The organism is Mycobacterium haemophilum DSM 44634, from assembly GCF_000340435.2.
GTDB classification, from domain to species: Bacteria; Actinomycetota; Actinomycetes; order Mycobacteriales; family Mycobacteriaceae; genus Mycobacterium; species Mycobacterium haemophilum.
The window spans coordinates 796,735-812,969 of record NZ_CP011883.2 but is presented as its reverse complement, the minus strand read 5'-3'; the positions used below and the strand labels follow the sequence as shown (position 1 = coordinate 812,969).

Annotated in this window: 16 protein-coding genes and 1 riboswitch; of the genes, 10 read left to right on the top strand and 6 right to left on the bottom strand. The window is 66.6% G+C overall.

The features are described from left to right. Positions 1-17: 17 nt before the first annotated feature. Genes B586_RS03905 through B586_RS03900 form a run of 3 tightly spaced genes read right to left on the bottom strand, consistent with a single transcriptional unit; the run spans position 18 to position 3,122 of the window. Complete coding sequence (locus B586_RS03905) at positions 18-1,502, bottom strand: cobyric acid synthase (protein ID WP_047315579.1); 1,485 nt, start codon at positions 1,500-1,502, stop codon at positions 18-20. A 10-nt stretch (positions 1,503-1,512) separates the two neighbouring features. Beyond that, entirely contained in the window at positions 1,513-1,857 is a 345-nt protein-coding gene (locus B586_RS22670; RefSeq protein ID WP_418001118.1) for a PPW family C-terminal domain-containing PPE protein, read from the bottom strand. Next, complete coding sequence (locus B586_RS03900; protein ID WP_418001117.1) at positions 1,854-3,122, bottom strand: PPE family protein; 1,269 nt, start codon at positions 3,120-3,122, stop codon at positions 1,854-1,856. Before B586_RS03900 ends, B586_RS22670 begins: the two co-directional genes overlap by 4 nt. Positions 3,123-3,234: 112 nt before the next feature. Beyond that, positions 3,235-3,423: riboswitch (cobalamin riboswitch) on the bottom strand. A gap of 21 nt (positions 3,424-3,444) precedes the next feature. Here B586_RS03900 and B586_RS03895 point away from each other — a divergent pair. From B586_RS03895 to B586_RS03850, 10 genes are all read left to right on the top strand, one after another. Continuing rightward, positions 3,445-4,644 carry an ABC transporter substrate-binding protein gene (locus tag B586_RS03895; protein WP_054880642.1) on the top strand — a complete coding sequence of 400 codons (1,200 nt, stop codon included), beginning with the start codon at positions 3,445-3,447 and terminating at the stop codon, positions 4,642-4,644. Positions 4,645-4,667: 23 nt separating this feature from the next. After that, on the top strand, positions 4,668-5,717 hold the full coding sequence (locus tag B586_RS03890; protein WP_211141607.1) for a FecCD family ABC transporter permease: 1,050 nt from the start codon (positions 4,668-4,670) through the stop codon (positions 5,715-5,717). Continuing rightward, positions 5,714-7,309, top strand: coding sequence for an ABC transporter ATP-binding protein (locus B586_RS19835; RefSeq protein WP_082607505.1), 1,596 nt, complete (start codon positions 5,714-5,716; stop codon positions 7,307-7,309). Before B586_RS03890 ends, B586_RS19835 begins: the two co-directional genes overlap by 4 nt. A gap of 59 nt (positions 7,310-7,368) precedes the next feature. Then, on the top strand, positions 7,369-8,079 hold the full coding sequence (locus B586_RS03880) for an ABC transporter ATP-binding protein (RefSeq protein WP_276011842.1): 711 nt from the start codon (positions 7,369-7,371) through the stop codon (positions 8,077-8,079). Further along, on the top strand, positions 8,076-8,894 hold the full coding sequence (locus B586_RS03875; RefSeq protein WP_047315583.1) for an ABC transporter permease: 819 nt from the start codon (positions 8,076-8,078) through the stop codon (positions 8,892-8,894). Before B586_RS03880 ends, B586_RS03875 begins: the two co-directional genes overlap by 4 nt. Positions 8,895-8,973: 79 nt before the next feature. Continuing rightward, the gene (locus B586_RS03870; protein ID WP_054880644.1) at positions 8,974-10,494 is read left to right on the top strand and encodes a CoA-acylating methylmalonate-semialdehyde dehydrogenase; all 1,521 of its coding nucleotides are present in this window, start codon (positions 8,974-8,976) and stop codon (positions 10,492-10,494) included. 13 nt (positions 10,495-10,507) lie between these two features. Continuing rightward, positions 10,508-11,683, top strand: a complete 1,176-nt coding sequence (locus B586_RS03865; RefSeq protein WP_054880645.1) for an acyl-CoA dehydrogenase family protein — start codon at positions 10,508-10,510, stop codon at positions 11,681-11,683. A 10-nt stretch (positions 11,684-11,693) separates the two neighbouring features. After that, the gene (gene mmsB / locus B586_RS03860; protein WP_047315586.1) at positions 11,694-12,578 is read left to right on the top strand and encodes a 3-hydroxyisobutyrate dehydrogenase; all 885 of its coding nucleotides are present in this window, start codon (positions 11,694-11,696) and stop codon (positions 12,576-12,578) included. A gap of 71 nt (positions 12,579-12,649) precedes the next feature. Next, entirely contained in the window at positions 12,650-13,063 is a 414-nt protein-coding gene (locus B586_RS03855; RefSeq protein ID WP_156406703.1) for a hypothetical protein, read from the top strand. Then, the gene (locus B586_RS03850) at positions 13,060-13,434 is read left to right on the top strand and encodes a DUF5615 family PIN-like protein (protein ID WP_054880646.1); all 375 of its coding nucleotides are present in this window, start codon (positions 13,060-13,062) and stop codon (positions 13,432-13,434) included. The genes B586_RS03855 and B586_RS03850 overlap by 4 nt, the downstream gene beginning before the upstream one ends. Positions 13,435-13,525: 91 nt before the next feature. On the opposite strand, the gene B586_RS03845 is transcribed toward B586_RS03850, so the two are convergent. From B586_RS03845 to B586_RS03835, 3 genes are all read right to left on the bottom strand, one after another. Continuing rightward, on the bottom strand, positions 13,526-14,056 hold the full coding sequence (locus B586_RS03845) for a MarR family transcriptional regulator (RefSeq protein WP_047315587.1): 531 nt from the start codon (positions 14,054-14,056) through the stop codon (positions 13,526-13,528). A gap of 91 nt (positions 14,057-14,147) precedes the next feature. Beyond that, a complete protein-coding gene (locus B586_RS03840; protein WP_047315588.1) occupies positions 14,148-15,203 on the bottom strand; it encodes a pyridoxal phosphate-dependent aminotransferase in 1,056 nt (351 codons plus the stop codon). Continuing rightward, positions 15,203-16,225, bottom strand: coding sequence for a 3-oxoacyl-ACP synthase III family protein (locus tag B586_RS03835; RefSeq protein ID WP_156166500.1), 1,023 nt, complete (start codon positions 16,223-16,225; stop codon positions 15,203-15,205). The genes B586_RS03840 and B586_RS03835 overlap by 1 nt, the downstream gene beginning before the upstream one ends. Between the last annotated feature and the right edge of the window lie 10 nt (positions 16,226-16,235).

Here is a 16,235-nt window from a genome sequence, read left to right as displayed (position 1 = left end):
TCGCTCGCACTGGCTCGTCACGGCGCCCCAGGCGGAAGAAAGGGCAACGCCGGCGGGCAACCGTGCCGAGCCAGGTTCAACAGCGCATCGACATTAAGGTGGCGTTCGACCAGATCGCCGAGCAGGTCGAGGCGGCGCTCGCGTGCGGCCGGGAAACACACGCCCGACGAAGCGAGTCCGAGCGTCTCGCGCAGGAAAGCCGCACGCAGCGCGTCACTTTCCAACGAGCCGTGCCACATCGTGCCGAACACCTGTCCGTTGCGCGCGCCGCCGAGGAACTCCTCGGCCCCGTCACCGCGGGTAATCCTGCCGTGATGAATCTCGTACCCCGAGGCAGGCACTCCCAGCCCCTGGCCTCGCGGTAGCCGCAGCACCTTCTCGGCGGCGAACGTGGTCTCCACGTCGAGTAAACCCATGCCGTCGACCTCGGCCGCCGACCCTACCGGGCCTTCGATGCCACACGGGTCGCGAATCACCCGGCCCAGCATCTGGAATCCACCGCAAATACCGAGCAGTGGCTTCCCCGCCGCGGCATGCGCCAGCACCGCACGATCTATGCCACGCGCCCGAAGCCAAGCCAGATCGGCGACCGTGGCCCGGGTGCCTGGCAGCACGATCAGGTCGGCATCGCCCAGCGCGCGAGCATCGGAGGCGAACACGATATCCAGGTCAGGTTCTAGACCCAGGGCGTCCACGTCAGTGAAGTTGCTGATCCGGGGAAGTCGCACAATCACCACTCGGCGGGCCCCAGCGCCCCCGGCACGCCGGCCCGCCACGTCGACGGCATCCTCTGAGTCCAGCCACAGGTCGGGATGCCACGGCAGGGTGCCGTACACGCTGCGCCCGGTGAGCCCTTCCAGGTCACGTAGCCCTGGCGCCAGCAGGTCGAGGTCGCCGCGGAACTTATTGACCACAAATCCCGCGACCAACGCCTGGTCCTCGGCGGACAGCACCGCGACGGTGCCAAGGAACGCAGCGAACACCCCGCCGCGGTCGATGTCACCGACGACGATGGTCGGCAACCCCGCATGACGGGCAAGCCCCATATTGACGTAATCACCAGCGCGCAGGTTGATTTCAGCCGGGCTGCCGGCGCCCTCCGCGATCACGATGTCGTAGCGGGCCGCGAGGTCGTCGAAGGCGTGGTGTGCCGCCTCGGCCAGAGCGCGCCGCCCCTCAAGCCAGTTCGACGACGCCACCTCGCCCCAGGGTCTGCCCAGCAACACCACATGGCTGCGGTGGTCACTGTCCGGCTTGAGCAAGACCGGATTCATGGCCGGCTCAGGTGTCGCCCGGGCCGCGAGCGCCTGCACCCACTGCGCCCGACCGATTTCCACGCCCGCGCCGCCCGGGCCATCGCAGACCATCGAGTTGTTGGACATGTTCTGCGCCTTGAAAGGCGCCACCCGCACGCCGCGCCGAGCCAACGCGCGGCACAGCCCCGTGGTCACGACACTCTTGCCAGCGTCACTCGTCGTACCGGCGACCAGCAGACCCGACATCAGCCGTTCCTTAACAGAAAGTTGCGTCGGTGGCCCAGGTTCTCGGCAACATGGGCGCGCGTGGGCTGCCGCCGAACGTACCGTTGGGCAAAGTGACCAATCCTGCGGCTGGTCCGGGATTGGCCTGCTGGGCGGTTCCGGCCAATCCCAGGGTTCCGGCTCCTTGATCCGATGCGGTCGCGAAGCGCCGCCGCCGCGATGGAGATTGTTCCCGGGGCGTGGTCGCGACCGCGGGCGCCTCGGTGTCCTCGGGCGCCGGCGCCTGCCGTCGGGTGCTGGTGCCCGCCGCCCTCCTGGCGGTCGACGGCAGGCCACCCGCCAGGTACCCGAAGCTTTCCGTGCCCGCACCGGTCACCGGCGGTGGTGCGGGAGTCGGCGGCGGCCAGGCGTGACGACCGGCGCTCCCGCGGCCGCGGGAGCCGGCGCCGGGGTCAGAGCTGGGCTCGGCGTCGGAGGCGGGACGACCGGGGCAACCGCTGCTGCGACGGGCGGGGCGACCGGCAGCGCGGCTGGCGCCACGCCGACCAGGCCCGCCAGCCCCGACAACCCCGCGAAACTGCCTGCTGCACCCGCGGTGGCGACCGCCAACGGAGCGGTCAACAGCGGCAAAACAGCCGGGAGCAGCGCAAGTGACTGTTCAATCAGGGTCTTAACCAACGCGATGGTATCGGTGATGATCGTGCCAATGGCTTCGATGGTGGTGAACAGCAGGGTGAAACCGATCGTCGCCGGATTGCCCGACGCAAACGCCGCTGCAAGATCGGCCCCGATAAAGGCGAAGGTCTGGGACAGATAGCCGACATATGAACCGATGTCCATCGGGGTGCCGAGGGCGAACGCGATGTTGAACGGGCTGAGGAAGCTCAACGGATTGCCGAGCGAAGGCAGCCACGGATCAAATCCGGAAAACATCGCTTGGAAGAAAGGGGTGTTCGTCAGCGAGGTGATGAGCGGTTGAACCACATTGTTGTAGAAGTCGGTGTAGCCGATCCGCTGCAACCATTGCAACCATCGTTGAACCTCGGGGGGCTGGGCGGGGGCTGCCGGCGACGGCTGGTCGGTATCGGCCGCCGGCGCGTCGGTTTCCATGATCTGGGGCGCGGCGATGGTCTCCGGCGCGGAATCCACCGCCAGCGTTGAGACCGCCTGATAGGTGCCCATCGCGGTGGCGGCCTCGATCCACATCCGCACGTAGTCGGTTTCGTTACGCGCGATCGGGATGGTGTTGATACCGAAGAAGTTCGTGACCACCAACACCGTGTGGGCGGTGCGGTTGGCGGCTAGCTCAGCCAAGGTCGGCATCACCGCCAGGGCGGTGGTGTAGGCGGTGGCCGCGGTTTCGTGTTGGACGGCCATCACCGCGCTGTCGACGCTGGCTTGCATCAGCCACCCCAGATACGGCAGATAGGCGATCACGTACGCCTCGGCGGCCGAGCCGTCCCAGGCGCCAACCTGTACCACCACCAACAGCGCGACCAGCTCGTCGGCCGTCTCGGCGTACACGATGCTCAACGAGCGCCACGCTGCGGCCGCCACCAGCAGCGGACCGGGCCCCGGGCCGCTGCGCAGCTGCGCCGAGTGCACCTCCGGCGGTGACGCCATCCAGATCGGCGTGCTCATCGCGAGCCACCCGCGAACGGGTGCGATTCAATGCTCGGGGCGGCGGCCGGGCCGCCGGATAGCAGTTGCAGCGTCATGGCGAGGCAGCTCTCTCGGGGTGCACCGCCCCGGGTTGGCAGGACACGATGACGCGAGTCTCCTGGCTCTCGGATCGCCGCTTGCCTCGCCTTCCAGCCCGTTCAACTGATTGGGCCGTGGCCTACGAGGGTCGCTCCCCGATTACAGTGGCGGGACCGCGCCGGCTTTGCACCGGCTTCCTGCATCGTCATCGCCTTTACGAGCAATAGTGTGCCATGGACCCGATGGAGTGTGACCGACCCCGATGCCACGTCCCCCCTGGGCGGCCCTCACCGTGGCCACCAGCCTGACGCTCGCCGTGGCCGGCTGCGCGAGCCCCGCTGGCCCGTCTGACACCAACGCCGCGCCCGATGCCGGCTGCCTGACTGACTTCAGCCCGGACACCGACTACTTCCCCGATAAGGTGACGGTCACCGACGCCACGAATTTCACCATCAGCTACCACAACAGTTACCAAATCCTGACGGTCAAGCACCCGTATCCGGGCGGTTCACCCGAGTCGTATGTGCTGGTGCGCTGCGGCGCACCGGCCCCGAAGCTAACCGGCGACCTGGCGCACGCACAACAGATCACGGTGCCGGTCACCAGGCTGTATTCGGCGTCGACCACCCATCTGGGGATGATCACCGAACTAGAGCAGACCGACGTGCTCGCCGGTGTCGCCGAGACCGCCAACGTCGTCAACCCGCAGCTCCGCCGACGCGTGACCGCCGGGAAGATCGCCGAGTATGCGCCGGGTCAGCAGGTCAACGTGGAGGCGGTGATCGCCGGCCACCCCGATGTGTTGGTAACCCAGGGCGTCGACGATCCGAGTTATGCCAAGCTGCGTGACGCCGGCGTCGACGTGGTTGCCGACGCCGAATGGCTAGAGGCCACCCCGTTGGGTCGCGCGGAATGGGTGAAGGTGTTCGCCGCGTTGACCGGCACCGAGAAGAAAGCCGCCGAACTCTACAACCAACTGCGGGGCGACTACCACACGATGGCGAACAAAACCGCCAAGATGCAGCCCACCCAGGTGCTGCCCGGAACCCTGTCTCAGGGCGCCTGGTCAGTGCCGGCGGGCGGTGACTATGCCGGCCGGCTGATCGTCGACGCCGGCGGTAGCTATCCGTGGGCCGATTACCAGCGCACCGGAAACCTGCAGCTGAGCTTCGAATCGGTCTACGCCGAAGCCGGGCAGGCGCCGGTGTGTCTGGTCACTAGTGACTGGAAAACCCTCGACGAAGCGCTGGCGGCCGACAACCGCTACGGCGAGCTGGCTGCGGTGCGCACCGGCCAAGTCTGGTCAGCGACCAAGGCGATCGGCCCCGGCGGCGGTAACGACTATTGGGAGCGCGGTGTGGCGCGCCCTGATCTGGTGCTCGGAGATCTGGTGGCGATCCTGCATCCCGAACTCGCCGCCAACCACCCGTTCGAGTTCTACCGGCAGGTGCCCCGCCGGTGACCGCGACCACACCGGCGACGACCATGCCGCTCCGGCTGAGCCGGGCGGCGGCTGTGCTGACGCTGCTGGCGGTAACTGTGGTGCTCCTGGCCGTGCTGGCGCTTGCGGTTGGGCCGGTGCGGGTGCCGCTGCCCGACACGATCCGGGTCCTGGTCGGCGCGCAACCGTCGGACCCACGCTGGCAGGTCGTCGTGGCCAACATGCGCCTGCCGCGGGTGCTGACCGCGATCGCTGCCGGAAGCGCCCTGGCGGTGGCGGGGCTGCAAATGCAGACGTTGTTTCGCAATACCCTGGCGGACCCGTATGTGCTGGGTGTGTGCTCCGGTGCATGCTTGGGCGTCGCTGTAGCGGTGATCGTGGGTGCCGGCTCGGGTGCCGGCTTCATCGCGGGGCTGGCCGGAGCCGGTCGGGCCGGCACGGTGGTGGCGGCGGTAGTGGGGGCCGCCCTCGTGCTGGCGGTGGTCCTGACGCTTGCTCACTGGGTGCGTTCGGCGGCGACGCTGCTGCTGATCGGCGTGATGGTGGGCGCGGCCGGTACCGCGGCCACCAGCGTGCTGGTCGTCTACGCCGATCCGCGGCGCATCCAGCAGTATCTGCTGTGGGGACTGGGTAGCTTCGCCGGCACCAGCTGGTCTGACCTGCGGCTGCTGCTGCCGCTAACCGCGTCGGGGTTGGTCGCGGCAGCGCTGACCATCCGTCCTCTTAACGCCCTGTTGCTCGGCGAGGGGTATGCCCGCACGATGGGCATCGATGTGCGGCGGGCCCGGGTGATTACCGTGGCCTCCGGGTCGCTGTTGGCCGGTGTGACGACCGCCTTCTGCGGGCCGATCGCGTTTGTCGGGCTCGTGGTACCGCATGTGTCGCGGATCGCGTTGGGCACCTCCGATCACCGCGTCGTACTTCCCGGAGTGGTGCTGATGGGTGCGGCCGTGGCGCTGGGCTGCGCGGTCGTCACCCAACTTCCGGGAACCGCCGCGGCGCTGCCGGTTAACGCGATTACCGCGCTGATCGGGGCACCAATCGTCGTGGCTGTGCTGATGGGCAGCCGCCGCGGCTGGGGAATGCAGCGATGAGCGCCAGGACGGCGGTCGAGTTGCGTGACCTGGCTATCGGCTACCGCCGCCGCCGGCGCGGCACCACCAGCATCGCCGCGGGCCTACACGCGCTCGCGCACCGCGGCGAGCTCACCGCGCTGCTAGGCCCGAACGGCTGCGGCAAGTCCACGCTGATCCGCACCCTCTGCGCGCTGCAACCCGCGTTGGGCGGCCACATCGTCGTTGACGGAACGGATCTGGCCCGGCTCGCGCCCGGCGAACTGGCCCGACGAGTGGCGGTCGTGCTCACCGACCGGATCGACCCCGGCCTGCTCTCAGCGCGAGAACTTGTTGGCCTGGGACGCATCCCGCACCTGGGCTATCGCGCCCGGCTGACGTCGGCCGACCACGCCGTCGTCGACTGGGCGCTGAGTGCGGTGGAAGCCCAACACTTGGCCGCGCGGCCCGCCGCGGAACTCTCCGACGGGGAACTTCAGCGGGTGCTCACCGCCCGCGCTCTCGCGCAGCAGCCCTGTTTGCTGGTGCTCGACGAGCCGACGGCCTTCCTGGACGTGTCATCCCGCGCCGGCTTGGTCGAGATGTTGCGCACCCTGGCCCGCGAACATGACCTTGCGATCGTCATGTCAACGCACGAGCTCGAACTCGCGCTGCGCGTCGCTGACCGGGTGTGGTTGTTCGATGCCGACGGCGGGCTGCGCGACGCGATACCCGAAGAACTCATGCTCGCTGGACACGTCGGTGCTCTGTTCGACCGCGACACACTGCGGTTCGATCCCGCCGTCGGAGCGTTCGTGTTCCGAGGCCCAACCGGGAGAAGCGCACGCGTCGAGGCAGCTGATCCGCTACGCGCAGCGCTACAGCGCGTGCTCAGCAGAGAAGGCTGGAGCATCCGCGAACCTGCCGAGATCATGCTCACCGCAACAGATTCCGATACGATCACACTGCACACCGACGCCCACAGTGCGACACCGGCCACACTGAGCACCCTGCCAGCGCTGCTGCGCAGCCTGCCAGACAGCAATCGCAATTGCATACCGACGGCGGAGGCCGCCGCGGTGCTGCACGAATTATCAGACGTGGGACCATCTTTCGCTATCGGGACCGGGACGATCGCGCAGGACGGCTGGTGGCCCGTGCAACAGCTCTACACCGACACGACGCTGCTGGACGGCATCATCACCAGCGTACAGGCCCGCAGCGACGCCCCAGACCGTCGAGTTGCGGTCTCAACGTTCGTTCTCGGCTTCGCTGCGCGGCTCTGGTCGATCGGGGTCGGAGCCCTGGCCGGGTACCAACTCGTCCCGGACTTGGCTGCCGACCAGCTGATGTTTCGGGAAGATGGCGGGCAGATCCTGCTGCACATCGAGCACCCGGTCGCCTGGCGTGGCGATGACCTGGAGTCCATGCTGGCCAATGTGGTCCTCGAGTCGCATATCACGCCGCTCACCGCGGCGGTGCGCCAGCTGGCGCCGATCTCGGAAAAACTGTTGCGCGGCAATGCGGCGTCCGCGCTGCTCGGCGCCGCCCGAATGTTCGACCGCCGGCACGGCGATGTCACGCCCGGCCCCGCATGGCAGCTGGCCGTCCGCTTGGCGCGAGCGTGCGGCTAGCTTCACGTTCGGGCGCGAGCGTGCGGCCAGCTTCACGTTCGCCGGCACGCAGAGAACAACTGGGAGGTGTCGTGGCAGCAGACTCGGTGTTCGACTTCGTCGATGTGGTTGTTGAGCGGGATCAGGTGCGCGCGTTGGACGGGTTCACTGCCGCCGTTCCCGGGCAGGGCGTGACGGCGGTGTTCGGACCGTCGGGATCAGGCAAGTCGACCCTACTACGGTTGTGCAATCGACTAGAGGTGCCGACTAGCGGTCGAGTGTCGTTCTGCAGCAAAGACATCGGCGACGTCGACCCACTGTGGCTGCGACGCCGGGTGGGTATCTGCTTCCAGCGCCCCACACCATTTCCTGGCACCGTGGCCGACAACCTTCGAGTCGCCGATCCCGCTGCGTCCGACTCGCGGATGCGCGAAACGCTGGCGCGGGTGGGTCTCATCGGATCAGGGTCCGGATCATGGTTGGACCGCGATGCCAGCGCGCTGTCGGGCGGCGAGGCGCAACGCATGTGCTTGGCCCGCACCCTGATGGCGCAACCGCAAGTGCTGCTGCTCGATGAACCCACCTCCGCCGTTGACGCCGAGGCGGCCGAGGTGATCGAGCGCGCGGTGCGCGAACTGGCCGAGGTCGACAAGATTCCGGCTCTCTGGGTCACCCACGACCCGGCACAGGTGGAGCGGGCCGCCGACCGCGTCTTGCGGATCGAGCGGGGCCGCTGCCTCGGACTTGGTCCAGTGACTCGTGAGCACGGCGACGGGCAGGTGACGCAGTGAGCGGCGAGGTCGGGTGGCTTGGGCTGGCGACATCGCTGGCGTTGGTGGCGTTTGCCGCGGCAGTCTCCCGGTGGCAGCGGTTGGGGATGGAGCGGCAGGTGGTGTGGGCGGCAGCGCGCGCGCTGGCGCAGTTGCTGCTCGTCGGGGGCGCCTTGACATTGTTGTTTGCGCCTGGCCGCTCGCTGTGGTGGTCGTGGGCGTGGACTGCCGCCATGGTCGGTTATGCCGGAGATGTCGCCCGTCGACGCGCACCGGAAGTTCCTCGGCTGGCGCCGTTGGCCATCGTCGCGCTCGCCGCGGCGGCGGTAGTCACGCTGGGCGTGCTGTTCGGGCTCCGCGTGTTCCCACTGCAGGCCCGAACCTTGGTGCCGATCGCCGGGATGATGATTGGCAATTCGATGACCGCCATCGTGCTGGTGGCTCGGCGTCTGCTCGACGAACTGCGCGACAAACGTGACGAGGTCGAAGCCCGGCTCGCCCTCGGCCAACCGTCCCGCCTGGCCGCTACCCCCTACCTGCGCGTCGCCTTGCGGTCGGCGATTTCCCCGCAGATCGAAACCACCAAAGCCACCGGACTGGTGTTCCTCCCCGGTGCCATGACCGGACTCATCCTCGCCGGTGTACCCCCGGTGCAGGCTGTGCTGGTCCAGGCGGTGGTGATGTTCCTCATCCTTGGCTCGGTCACGGCGACCACCGTCGTGGTCGCTCTGGGCCTGGTCCGCCTGGTGTTTACCCGTGACCACCGACTGCGGCCGCTCGGTCAACGGCTCGACGCCTCCGCTGCCGGCGGCCGGGCGCACCGAACCAAGCCATGACCCTGCTTGCACCTGCCGCCCGGCAGTTACTAGGATATGCAAGTATCACGTCGTTACTTCCGCACACTTGAGGGCACTCATGACCACACTGATTCCGCATTTCATCGATGGACAGCGCACCGCCGGCCAGTCCACCCGCACCGGTGACGTCTTCAACCCCAGCACCGGCCAGGTCCAAGCCAAGGTAGCGATGGCCGGCAAGGCCGACGTCGACGCCGCGGTGACATCGGCCGCCCAGGCCCAAAAGTGCTGGGCCGCGTGGAATCCACAGCGGCGCGCTCGGGTGCTGATGCGATTCGTTGAACTGGTCAACGACAATGGCGACGAGCTGGCCGAGTTACTGTCCCTCGAGCACGGCAAGACACTGGCCGATGCCCGTGGCGACATCCAGCGCGGTATCGAAGTGATCGAGTTCTGCATCGGGATCCCGCACCTGCTTAAGGGAGAGTTCAGCGATAACGCTGGTCCGGGTATCGACGTCTATTCGCTGCGCCAGCCCCTGGGCGTGGTCGCGGGTATCACCCCGTTCAACTTCCCGGCGATGATCCCGTTGTGGAAGGCCGGTCCCGCCCTGGCGTGCGGAAATGCGTTCATTCTCAAGCCAAGCGAGCGCGACCCGTCGGTCCCGCTGCGATTGGCCGAGCTGTTCATCGAGGCGGGCCTGCCCCCCGGTGTGTTTCAGGTCGTGCACGGCGACAAGGAAGCCGTCGACGCCATCCTGAACCACCCCGACATCAAGGCGGTCGGTTTCGTCGGCAGCTCCGATATCGCCCAGTACATCTACGCGGGCGCCGCGGCGACCGGTAAGCGGTCGCAGTGCTTCGGCGGCGCCAAGAACCACATGATCGTGATGCCGGACGCGGACCTGGATCAGGCCGTCGATGCGCTAATCGGTGCCGGATACGGCAGCGCCGGCGAACGTTGTATGGCGATCAGCGTCGCGGTGCCAGTCGGCGAGCAGACAGCGGAACGGTTGCGCGCCAGGCTTATTGAGCGAATCAACAATTTGCGGGTGGGGCACAGCCTGGACCCGAAAGCCGACTACGGTCCGTTGGTCACCGAGGCCGCGTTGACCCGAGTGCGTGACTACATCGATCAGGGTGTGGCCGCCGGCGCCGAAATTGTCGTCGACGGCCGTCAACGCTCCAGCGACGACCTGACCTTTGGCGAATCGAAGCTAGACGGCGGCTTTTTCATCGGGCCGACACTGTTCGACCATGTCACCCCAGACATGTCGATCTACACCGACGAGATCTTCGGGCCCGTGCTGTGCATGGTGCGAGCCCACGATTACGAAGAAGCATTGCGGCTGCCCTCGGAGCACGAATACGGCAACGGCGTGGCGGTCTTCACCCGCGACGGCGACACCGCCCGTGATTTCGTGTCCCGGGTGCAGGTGGGCATGGTCGGTGTCAACGTGCCGATCCCGGTCCCGGTGGCCTATCACAGCTTCGGCGGCTGGAAGCGTTCTGGCTTCGGCGACCTCAACCAGCACGGGCAGGCGTCGATCCAGTTCTACACCAAGGTCAAGACCGTCACATCGCGGTGGCCCTCGGGCATCAAGGACGGCGCCGAATTCGCAATCCCAACAATGGATTAAGGCCGGCAGCCGCATGCAGTTCCTTTCCCTGAACGATGACGAGCGGGTGATCACCGAGACGGCAGCCGCGTTCGCCGCCAAGCGCCTAGCCCCACACGCCCTGGAATGGGATGCCACCAAGCATTTTCCGGTGGATGTGTTACGTGAAGCCGCCCAGCTCGGCATGGCGGCGATCTACTGTCGCGACGATGTCGGCGGCAGCGGGCTACGTCGACTCGACGGGGTACGCATTTTCGAGCAGTTGGCTACCGCGGACCCGACGACCGCGGCGTTCCTATCCATCCACAATATGTGCGCGTGGATGATCGACAGGTTCGGCACCGCTGAACAACGCAAAATTTGGATTCCGCGGTTGGCGTCGATGGATGTCATGGCCAGCTACTGTCTGACCGAGCCCGGCGCCGGCTCCGATGCCAGCGCTTTGAGCACTCGCGCCGTTAAACACGGTGGCGACTATGTCCTCGACGGCGTCAAACAATTCATCTCCGGCGCCGGAACGTCCGATGTGTACCTGGTGATGGCTCGCACCGGAGGTCCAGAAAGACCTGGCCCGCGTGGAATATCGGCGTTCGTCATCGAAAAGGGTACTCCGGGGCTGAGTTTCGGTGCCGCCGAAGAGAAGATGGGTTGGCATGCGCAACCTACCGCGCAAGTGGTGCTAGACGGGGTGCGGATACCCGCCGACGCGATGTTGGGCGGCGTCGACGGCGAGGGCTCCGGCTTCGGAATTGCGATGAACGGCCTCAACGGCGGCCGGCTCAATATCGCGGCCTGCTCACTGGGCGGCGCACAATCGGCCTTCGACAAAGCGGGAACATATGTGCGCGATCGGCAGGCCTTCGGCGCTACGCTGCTCGACGAGCCCACGATCCGTTTCACCCTGGCCGACATGGCTACTGGGCTCGAAACGTCGCGAATGTTGTTATGGCGGGCCGCGACTGCACTAGACAATGACGACGCCGACAAGGTCGAGCTGTGCGCGATGGCCAAACGCTACGTCACCGATACTTGCTTCGATGTCGCGGACAAGGCCTTGCAGCTGCACGGCGGCTACGGCTACCTGCGCGAGTATGGGTGCGAGAAGATCGTCCGCGATCTGCGGGTGCATCGAATTCTGGAAGGGACCAACGAGATCATGCGAGTGGTCATCGGTCGCGCCGAGGCCGCACGATTCCGGGCCACCACGTAGAAAGGCAGCAATGACAGAGCTTTTCACGATCGCATTCTTAGGGCTGGGCAACATGGGCGCGCCAATGTCGGCTAATCTGGTCGCCGCCGGCCATACCGTGCGCGGGTATGACCCGGCACCCACAGCGGCGACGGCGGCGGCCTCGACTGGCGTTTCACTGTTCGACAGCGCTGCCGACGCGGTAGCTGAGGCCGACGTGGTCATCACCATGCTGCCCAACGGTGACGTGGTCAAACGCTGCTACGCCGAGGTGCTGCCCGCCGCGCGGCAGGGTGCACTGCTAATCGACAGCTCGACGATCTCGGTCAGCGACGCCCGCGAGGTGCACGCGCTGGCCGGCTCGCACGGCTTGCCTCAACTTGACGCACCAGTTTCCGGCGGGGTGAAGGGTGCGGTGGCCGGCACGCTGGCCTTCATGGTGGGCGGTGCCGAGTCCGCCGTGCAGCGAGCCCGTCCGGTGCTAGAACCGATGGCGGGCAAGGTCATTCACTGCGGCGCCGCCGGCGCGGGGCAAGCCGCCAAGGTGTGCAACAACATGGTGCTGGCGGTGCAGCAGATCGCGATTTCAGAAGCGTTCGTGCTGGCCGATAAGCTTGGGCTGTCGGCTCAGTCGTTGTTCGACGTCATCACCGGCGCGACCGGCAATTGCTGGGCGGTGCACACCAATTGCCCGGTGCCGGGCCCAGTGCCGACATCGCCGGCCAACAACAACTTCAAGCCGGGCTTCGCGACCGCGCTGATGAACAAGGACCTGGGCCTGGCGATGGATGCGGTGGCCACCACTGGTTCGGCGGCCCCGTTGGCCAGCCATGCGGCCGAGATCTATGCCAAGTTCGCCGCCGAACACGGCGCCTTAGACTTCAGCGCGGTGATCGAGATGCTGCGCGGTCGCTAAACAGCCGCCGGTCACCGCAGCGCAGCCGAGTCGGTGTGCCACAGTGTGTCACACCGTGGTACGTTGGGTCTGTGGCCGATCACTTCACCTTGCGACTAGCTCCCGGGCTGCGGCAGCGACTCAGCGACGGAGCACGGCGCGCTCACATGCCCGAACGCACCCTTGCGCAGCGCTACGTCGAGGAAGGCCTGCGCCACGATGCGCATCCATTGATCCAGTTTCTCGATGGGCCGAGTGGACGCCGGGCGAGCCTGGTCGGTCGCGGGCTGAATGTCTGGGAGGTTGTCGCCACCGTCCGCGACAACGAGGGGTCGATTAACGAGGCGGCCGAGTACCTGCAGATACCAATCGGGCTGGTGGAGGCGGCAGTAGCCTACTACGGCGAGTACCGCGACGAGGTCGACGCCGAGATCGAGCTCAATGAGGCCGAGTATGAACGTGGCCGTGCGGCAGCCATTGCTGGCGAACAGGCTCTGCGCGGTTGAAGGCACTACTCGACGAGCAGCTATCCCCACAGATCGCTGTGTTGCTACGCAACGCCGGTTATGACGTGCTCGCCGTCGCTGATCGCGACGACCTGCTGGGATGCAGCGACAGGATCGTTTTCGAGATCGCGAGCAGCGAAGGTCGCGCATTGGTAACAAACAACGTCAAGGACTTCCGCCCACTTGCGGCCGAGTGGCTCGCACAGGGCCGAATGCACCCGGGTCTGATCTTGCTGCCCTCGGCGCGCACACGTACCCGCGCCGCTATCCCTGCCCTCGCTGCCGCCGTCGAAGCCATACTGCGCGCCCACCCAGACGGAATCGCCGGGGGCGAACGGTGGGTCGGGCCACTGCCGCAAGACAAGACCTGATCACTCCCGATTTCCTACTGCCGCGAAAGTGCAACTGCCGACCTGTTTCTCGAGACAACGTCGCCAGTTGCACTTTCGCGGTACAACTTACTCAGAAATCTCCGGCGTTGCGGCGCAACGTTTCGATGGACGACACCAGTGCCTGCGATTCAGCCGCTGCCATCCCGATGTCGGCGAATACCTGATCGTTGAGTGTGACGGTAGCGTCTTCGACCGTGGCGCGGCCAAGGTCGGTGATCGCCACCAACGTGGTCCGCCCGTCGGTGGGGTGCGGCACCCGTTGCACCAGCCCATCGGCTTCCAGCCGGCGAATCGCGTGGGTGACGCTGGTGACATGAACCTGCAGCCGATCGGACGCCTTAGTGATTGGCAACGCTCCGGTGCGGCTAAACGCCAGTAGCCGCAACAACTCGAAGCGGGAAAAACTCAGGTCGTAGGGACGCAGCGCCGTCTCGACCCGGGCCAGCAGGATCTGATGGGCGCGCATCACCGAAGTCACCGCGACCATGCCCAACGCCACGTCGCCCCATCCGGCACCCTCCCAATTGGCCCGTGCCGCGGCGATCGGGTCGCGTTTCTGCCGGTGCGCGCCCGTTTCCTTGTCCGGTGTTGCGGCGGCCACGCCTTTTCTTACCGCACCTGCGACCGAAGCGCACACCCGGCTTCCCCCGCCCCCTCGCGGGGGAAGCCGGACAGTGCTTTCCAGCTCGCGGTCATGCCACGGACTTTCCTACCGCGGACAGCACCGCAAGGGTCGACGCCCGATTGCCTACGGTGATTCGCGCGCCCCCGTCCGGGTAGCACCGGACCTGGAGCCCGCTGTCGGCAAATACATCACGCCATAGCCGACCCCGCCGGCCCTGCGAAGGCAGATACATGAAGTTCGCCTGAGCGTCGGTGGTGAATATCCCCATTGCGCTCAGACGCATACGGAGATAGCGACGTTCAGCAGTGATGAGCCGGATCCTTTGCAGTAGTTCGTCTTCGGCATCGTAGGAGGCCGCGACCGCAAGCAAACTGGTGATCGCGATGCCGAATGGCAACTGCTGAGCCCACAACGTTCGGGCCAGTTCATCCGACGCCAGTCCGTAGCCGATCCGCAGTCCCGCCAGCCCATACGCCTTGGAGAAGGTCCGTACTACCACCACGTTGGGGAAACGTGCAGTCAGCGCCGCCACGTCGACCCGGTGCTCAGGTGAGGCGAATTCGATGTAGGCCTCGTCGAGCAGCACGACGGTATCTCGCGGCACCCGACGCAGGAATGTCAAGAGCGCGCCCGTCGGCTCCAGCGTGCCGGTCGGGTTGTGCGGCCGACACACCACCACCACCCGGGCGTTCGCGGCGGCATCGGCCAACCCGTCGAGGTCGTTATGGCCGTGCTTGTCGAGAGGGACGGTCACCAGGGTCAGCCGCGCCATCTGCGCGATGATCGGATAACCGTCGAAGGTCGGGGTCGCGGTGACTATCTCGTCTCCCGCGGTGGTCAACGCCTGCAACGCCTGCAGCACCACGCCCGTCGCACCGGCGCCGAGCACCACCTGATCCGCGGGCACGCCGATCCGGCCGGCAATCAAGCGGCGCAGCCGTTCGGGCAGAAACTCCGGGTACCGGTTGGCCGCGTCGATCGAGCGAATTAATGCTGATCGCACCGCGGGCAGTGGTGGAAACGGATTCTCGTTGAGCGACAAGGCAAACGGATTAACGGCGTTCGGTAACTCCGTATCAACCTCGGCGGTGACGGGGCTCACTGGGCTGATGCTGGGGTGCATCAGCCCCGCCCACCCCAGCGCACCGCCGCCGCGCCGGCGAAGTCGCCGGCGTGCGCGAAGGCTGCCATCATGACCACCTCGCCGGTCTTGACTTGACCGTCAGATATCGCGCGCTCGAGGTTGATCGGGATACCGGCGCCGAACAGGTTGCCGCACTCATCAAATGTGTCCCGGTGGCGTTCCTTGGGCACCTCGAGCGCGTCCCGCCAATTGCGCAGAAAAACCCGGTTGGGTTGGTTGGTGACCAGCAGATCGATGTCTTTGGAAGCCAAGCCGATTCGATCACATACCGCCAGCGCCACTTCGGGGACCTGCCGGTTGCCGCGAGCCAGCACTTTAGTGATCTTGCTTTCGGTGAAACCGATGCAAAGCTCACCGGTCCCGGGCTGCCACCACTTGCGGGGCGGGTCGGGAGAAAGCGTCATTTCACCGTGGTATTCCCCGTAGGTGCGGCACTCGATACCCAGAATGGGTGACTGGTCGCTCACCGTGACCAGGCCCACCGCGGCACCGTCACCGGGCACCGACGCCTGTGCCTTCCGGCGGATCCCCTGCTGATCGAACACCTGTCCGGCCGCATTTTGCGCGATGGCGATCACCGCGGTGCGCCCCGCACCTGAGGTCAACAGTTGGCGAGCCACATTGAGCGCCAACACAAACACGGCGCACCCGCCATTGTGCAGGTCAAGCACCCAGGTGGGCCGCATACCCAAACGGTGGGCGACACCCCCGCCTGCGCCGTAGAACGGCAGGTCGGGAGCCTGGGTGTGGGTGATCAACACATCGGCGCCCTCGATGACGTCGCCGCCGTGCCGTTCGATCAAACCCTGGGCTGCACGCTCGATCATGTCAATCGCCGTCTCGTCCGGCGCGACATGGTGGCGGAACGCCGGCGAACGGAACATGACGTTGTCACGCAGGTCGTCGGACTCGGCGAATTGCGCGTAGTAGTCTGCGCCGATCGGCTCGCCGGGCAAATAGGTGGAAACGTCGGTCAGACTGACGCTGGGTTGGCTCAGCATGTCCTCCCCC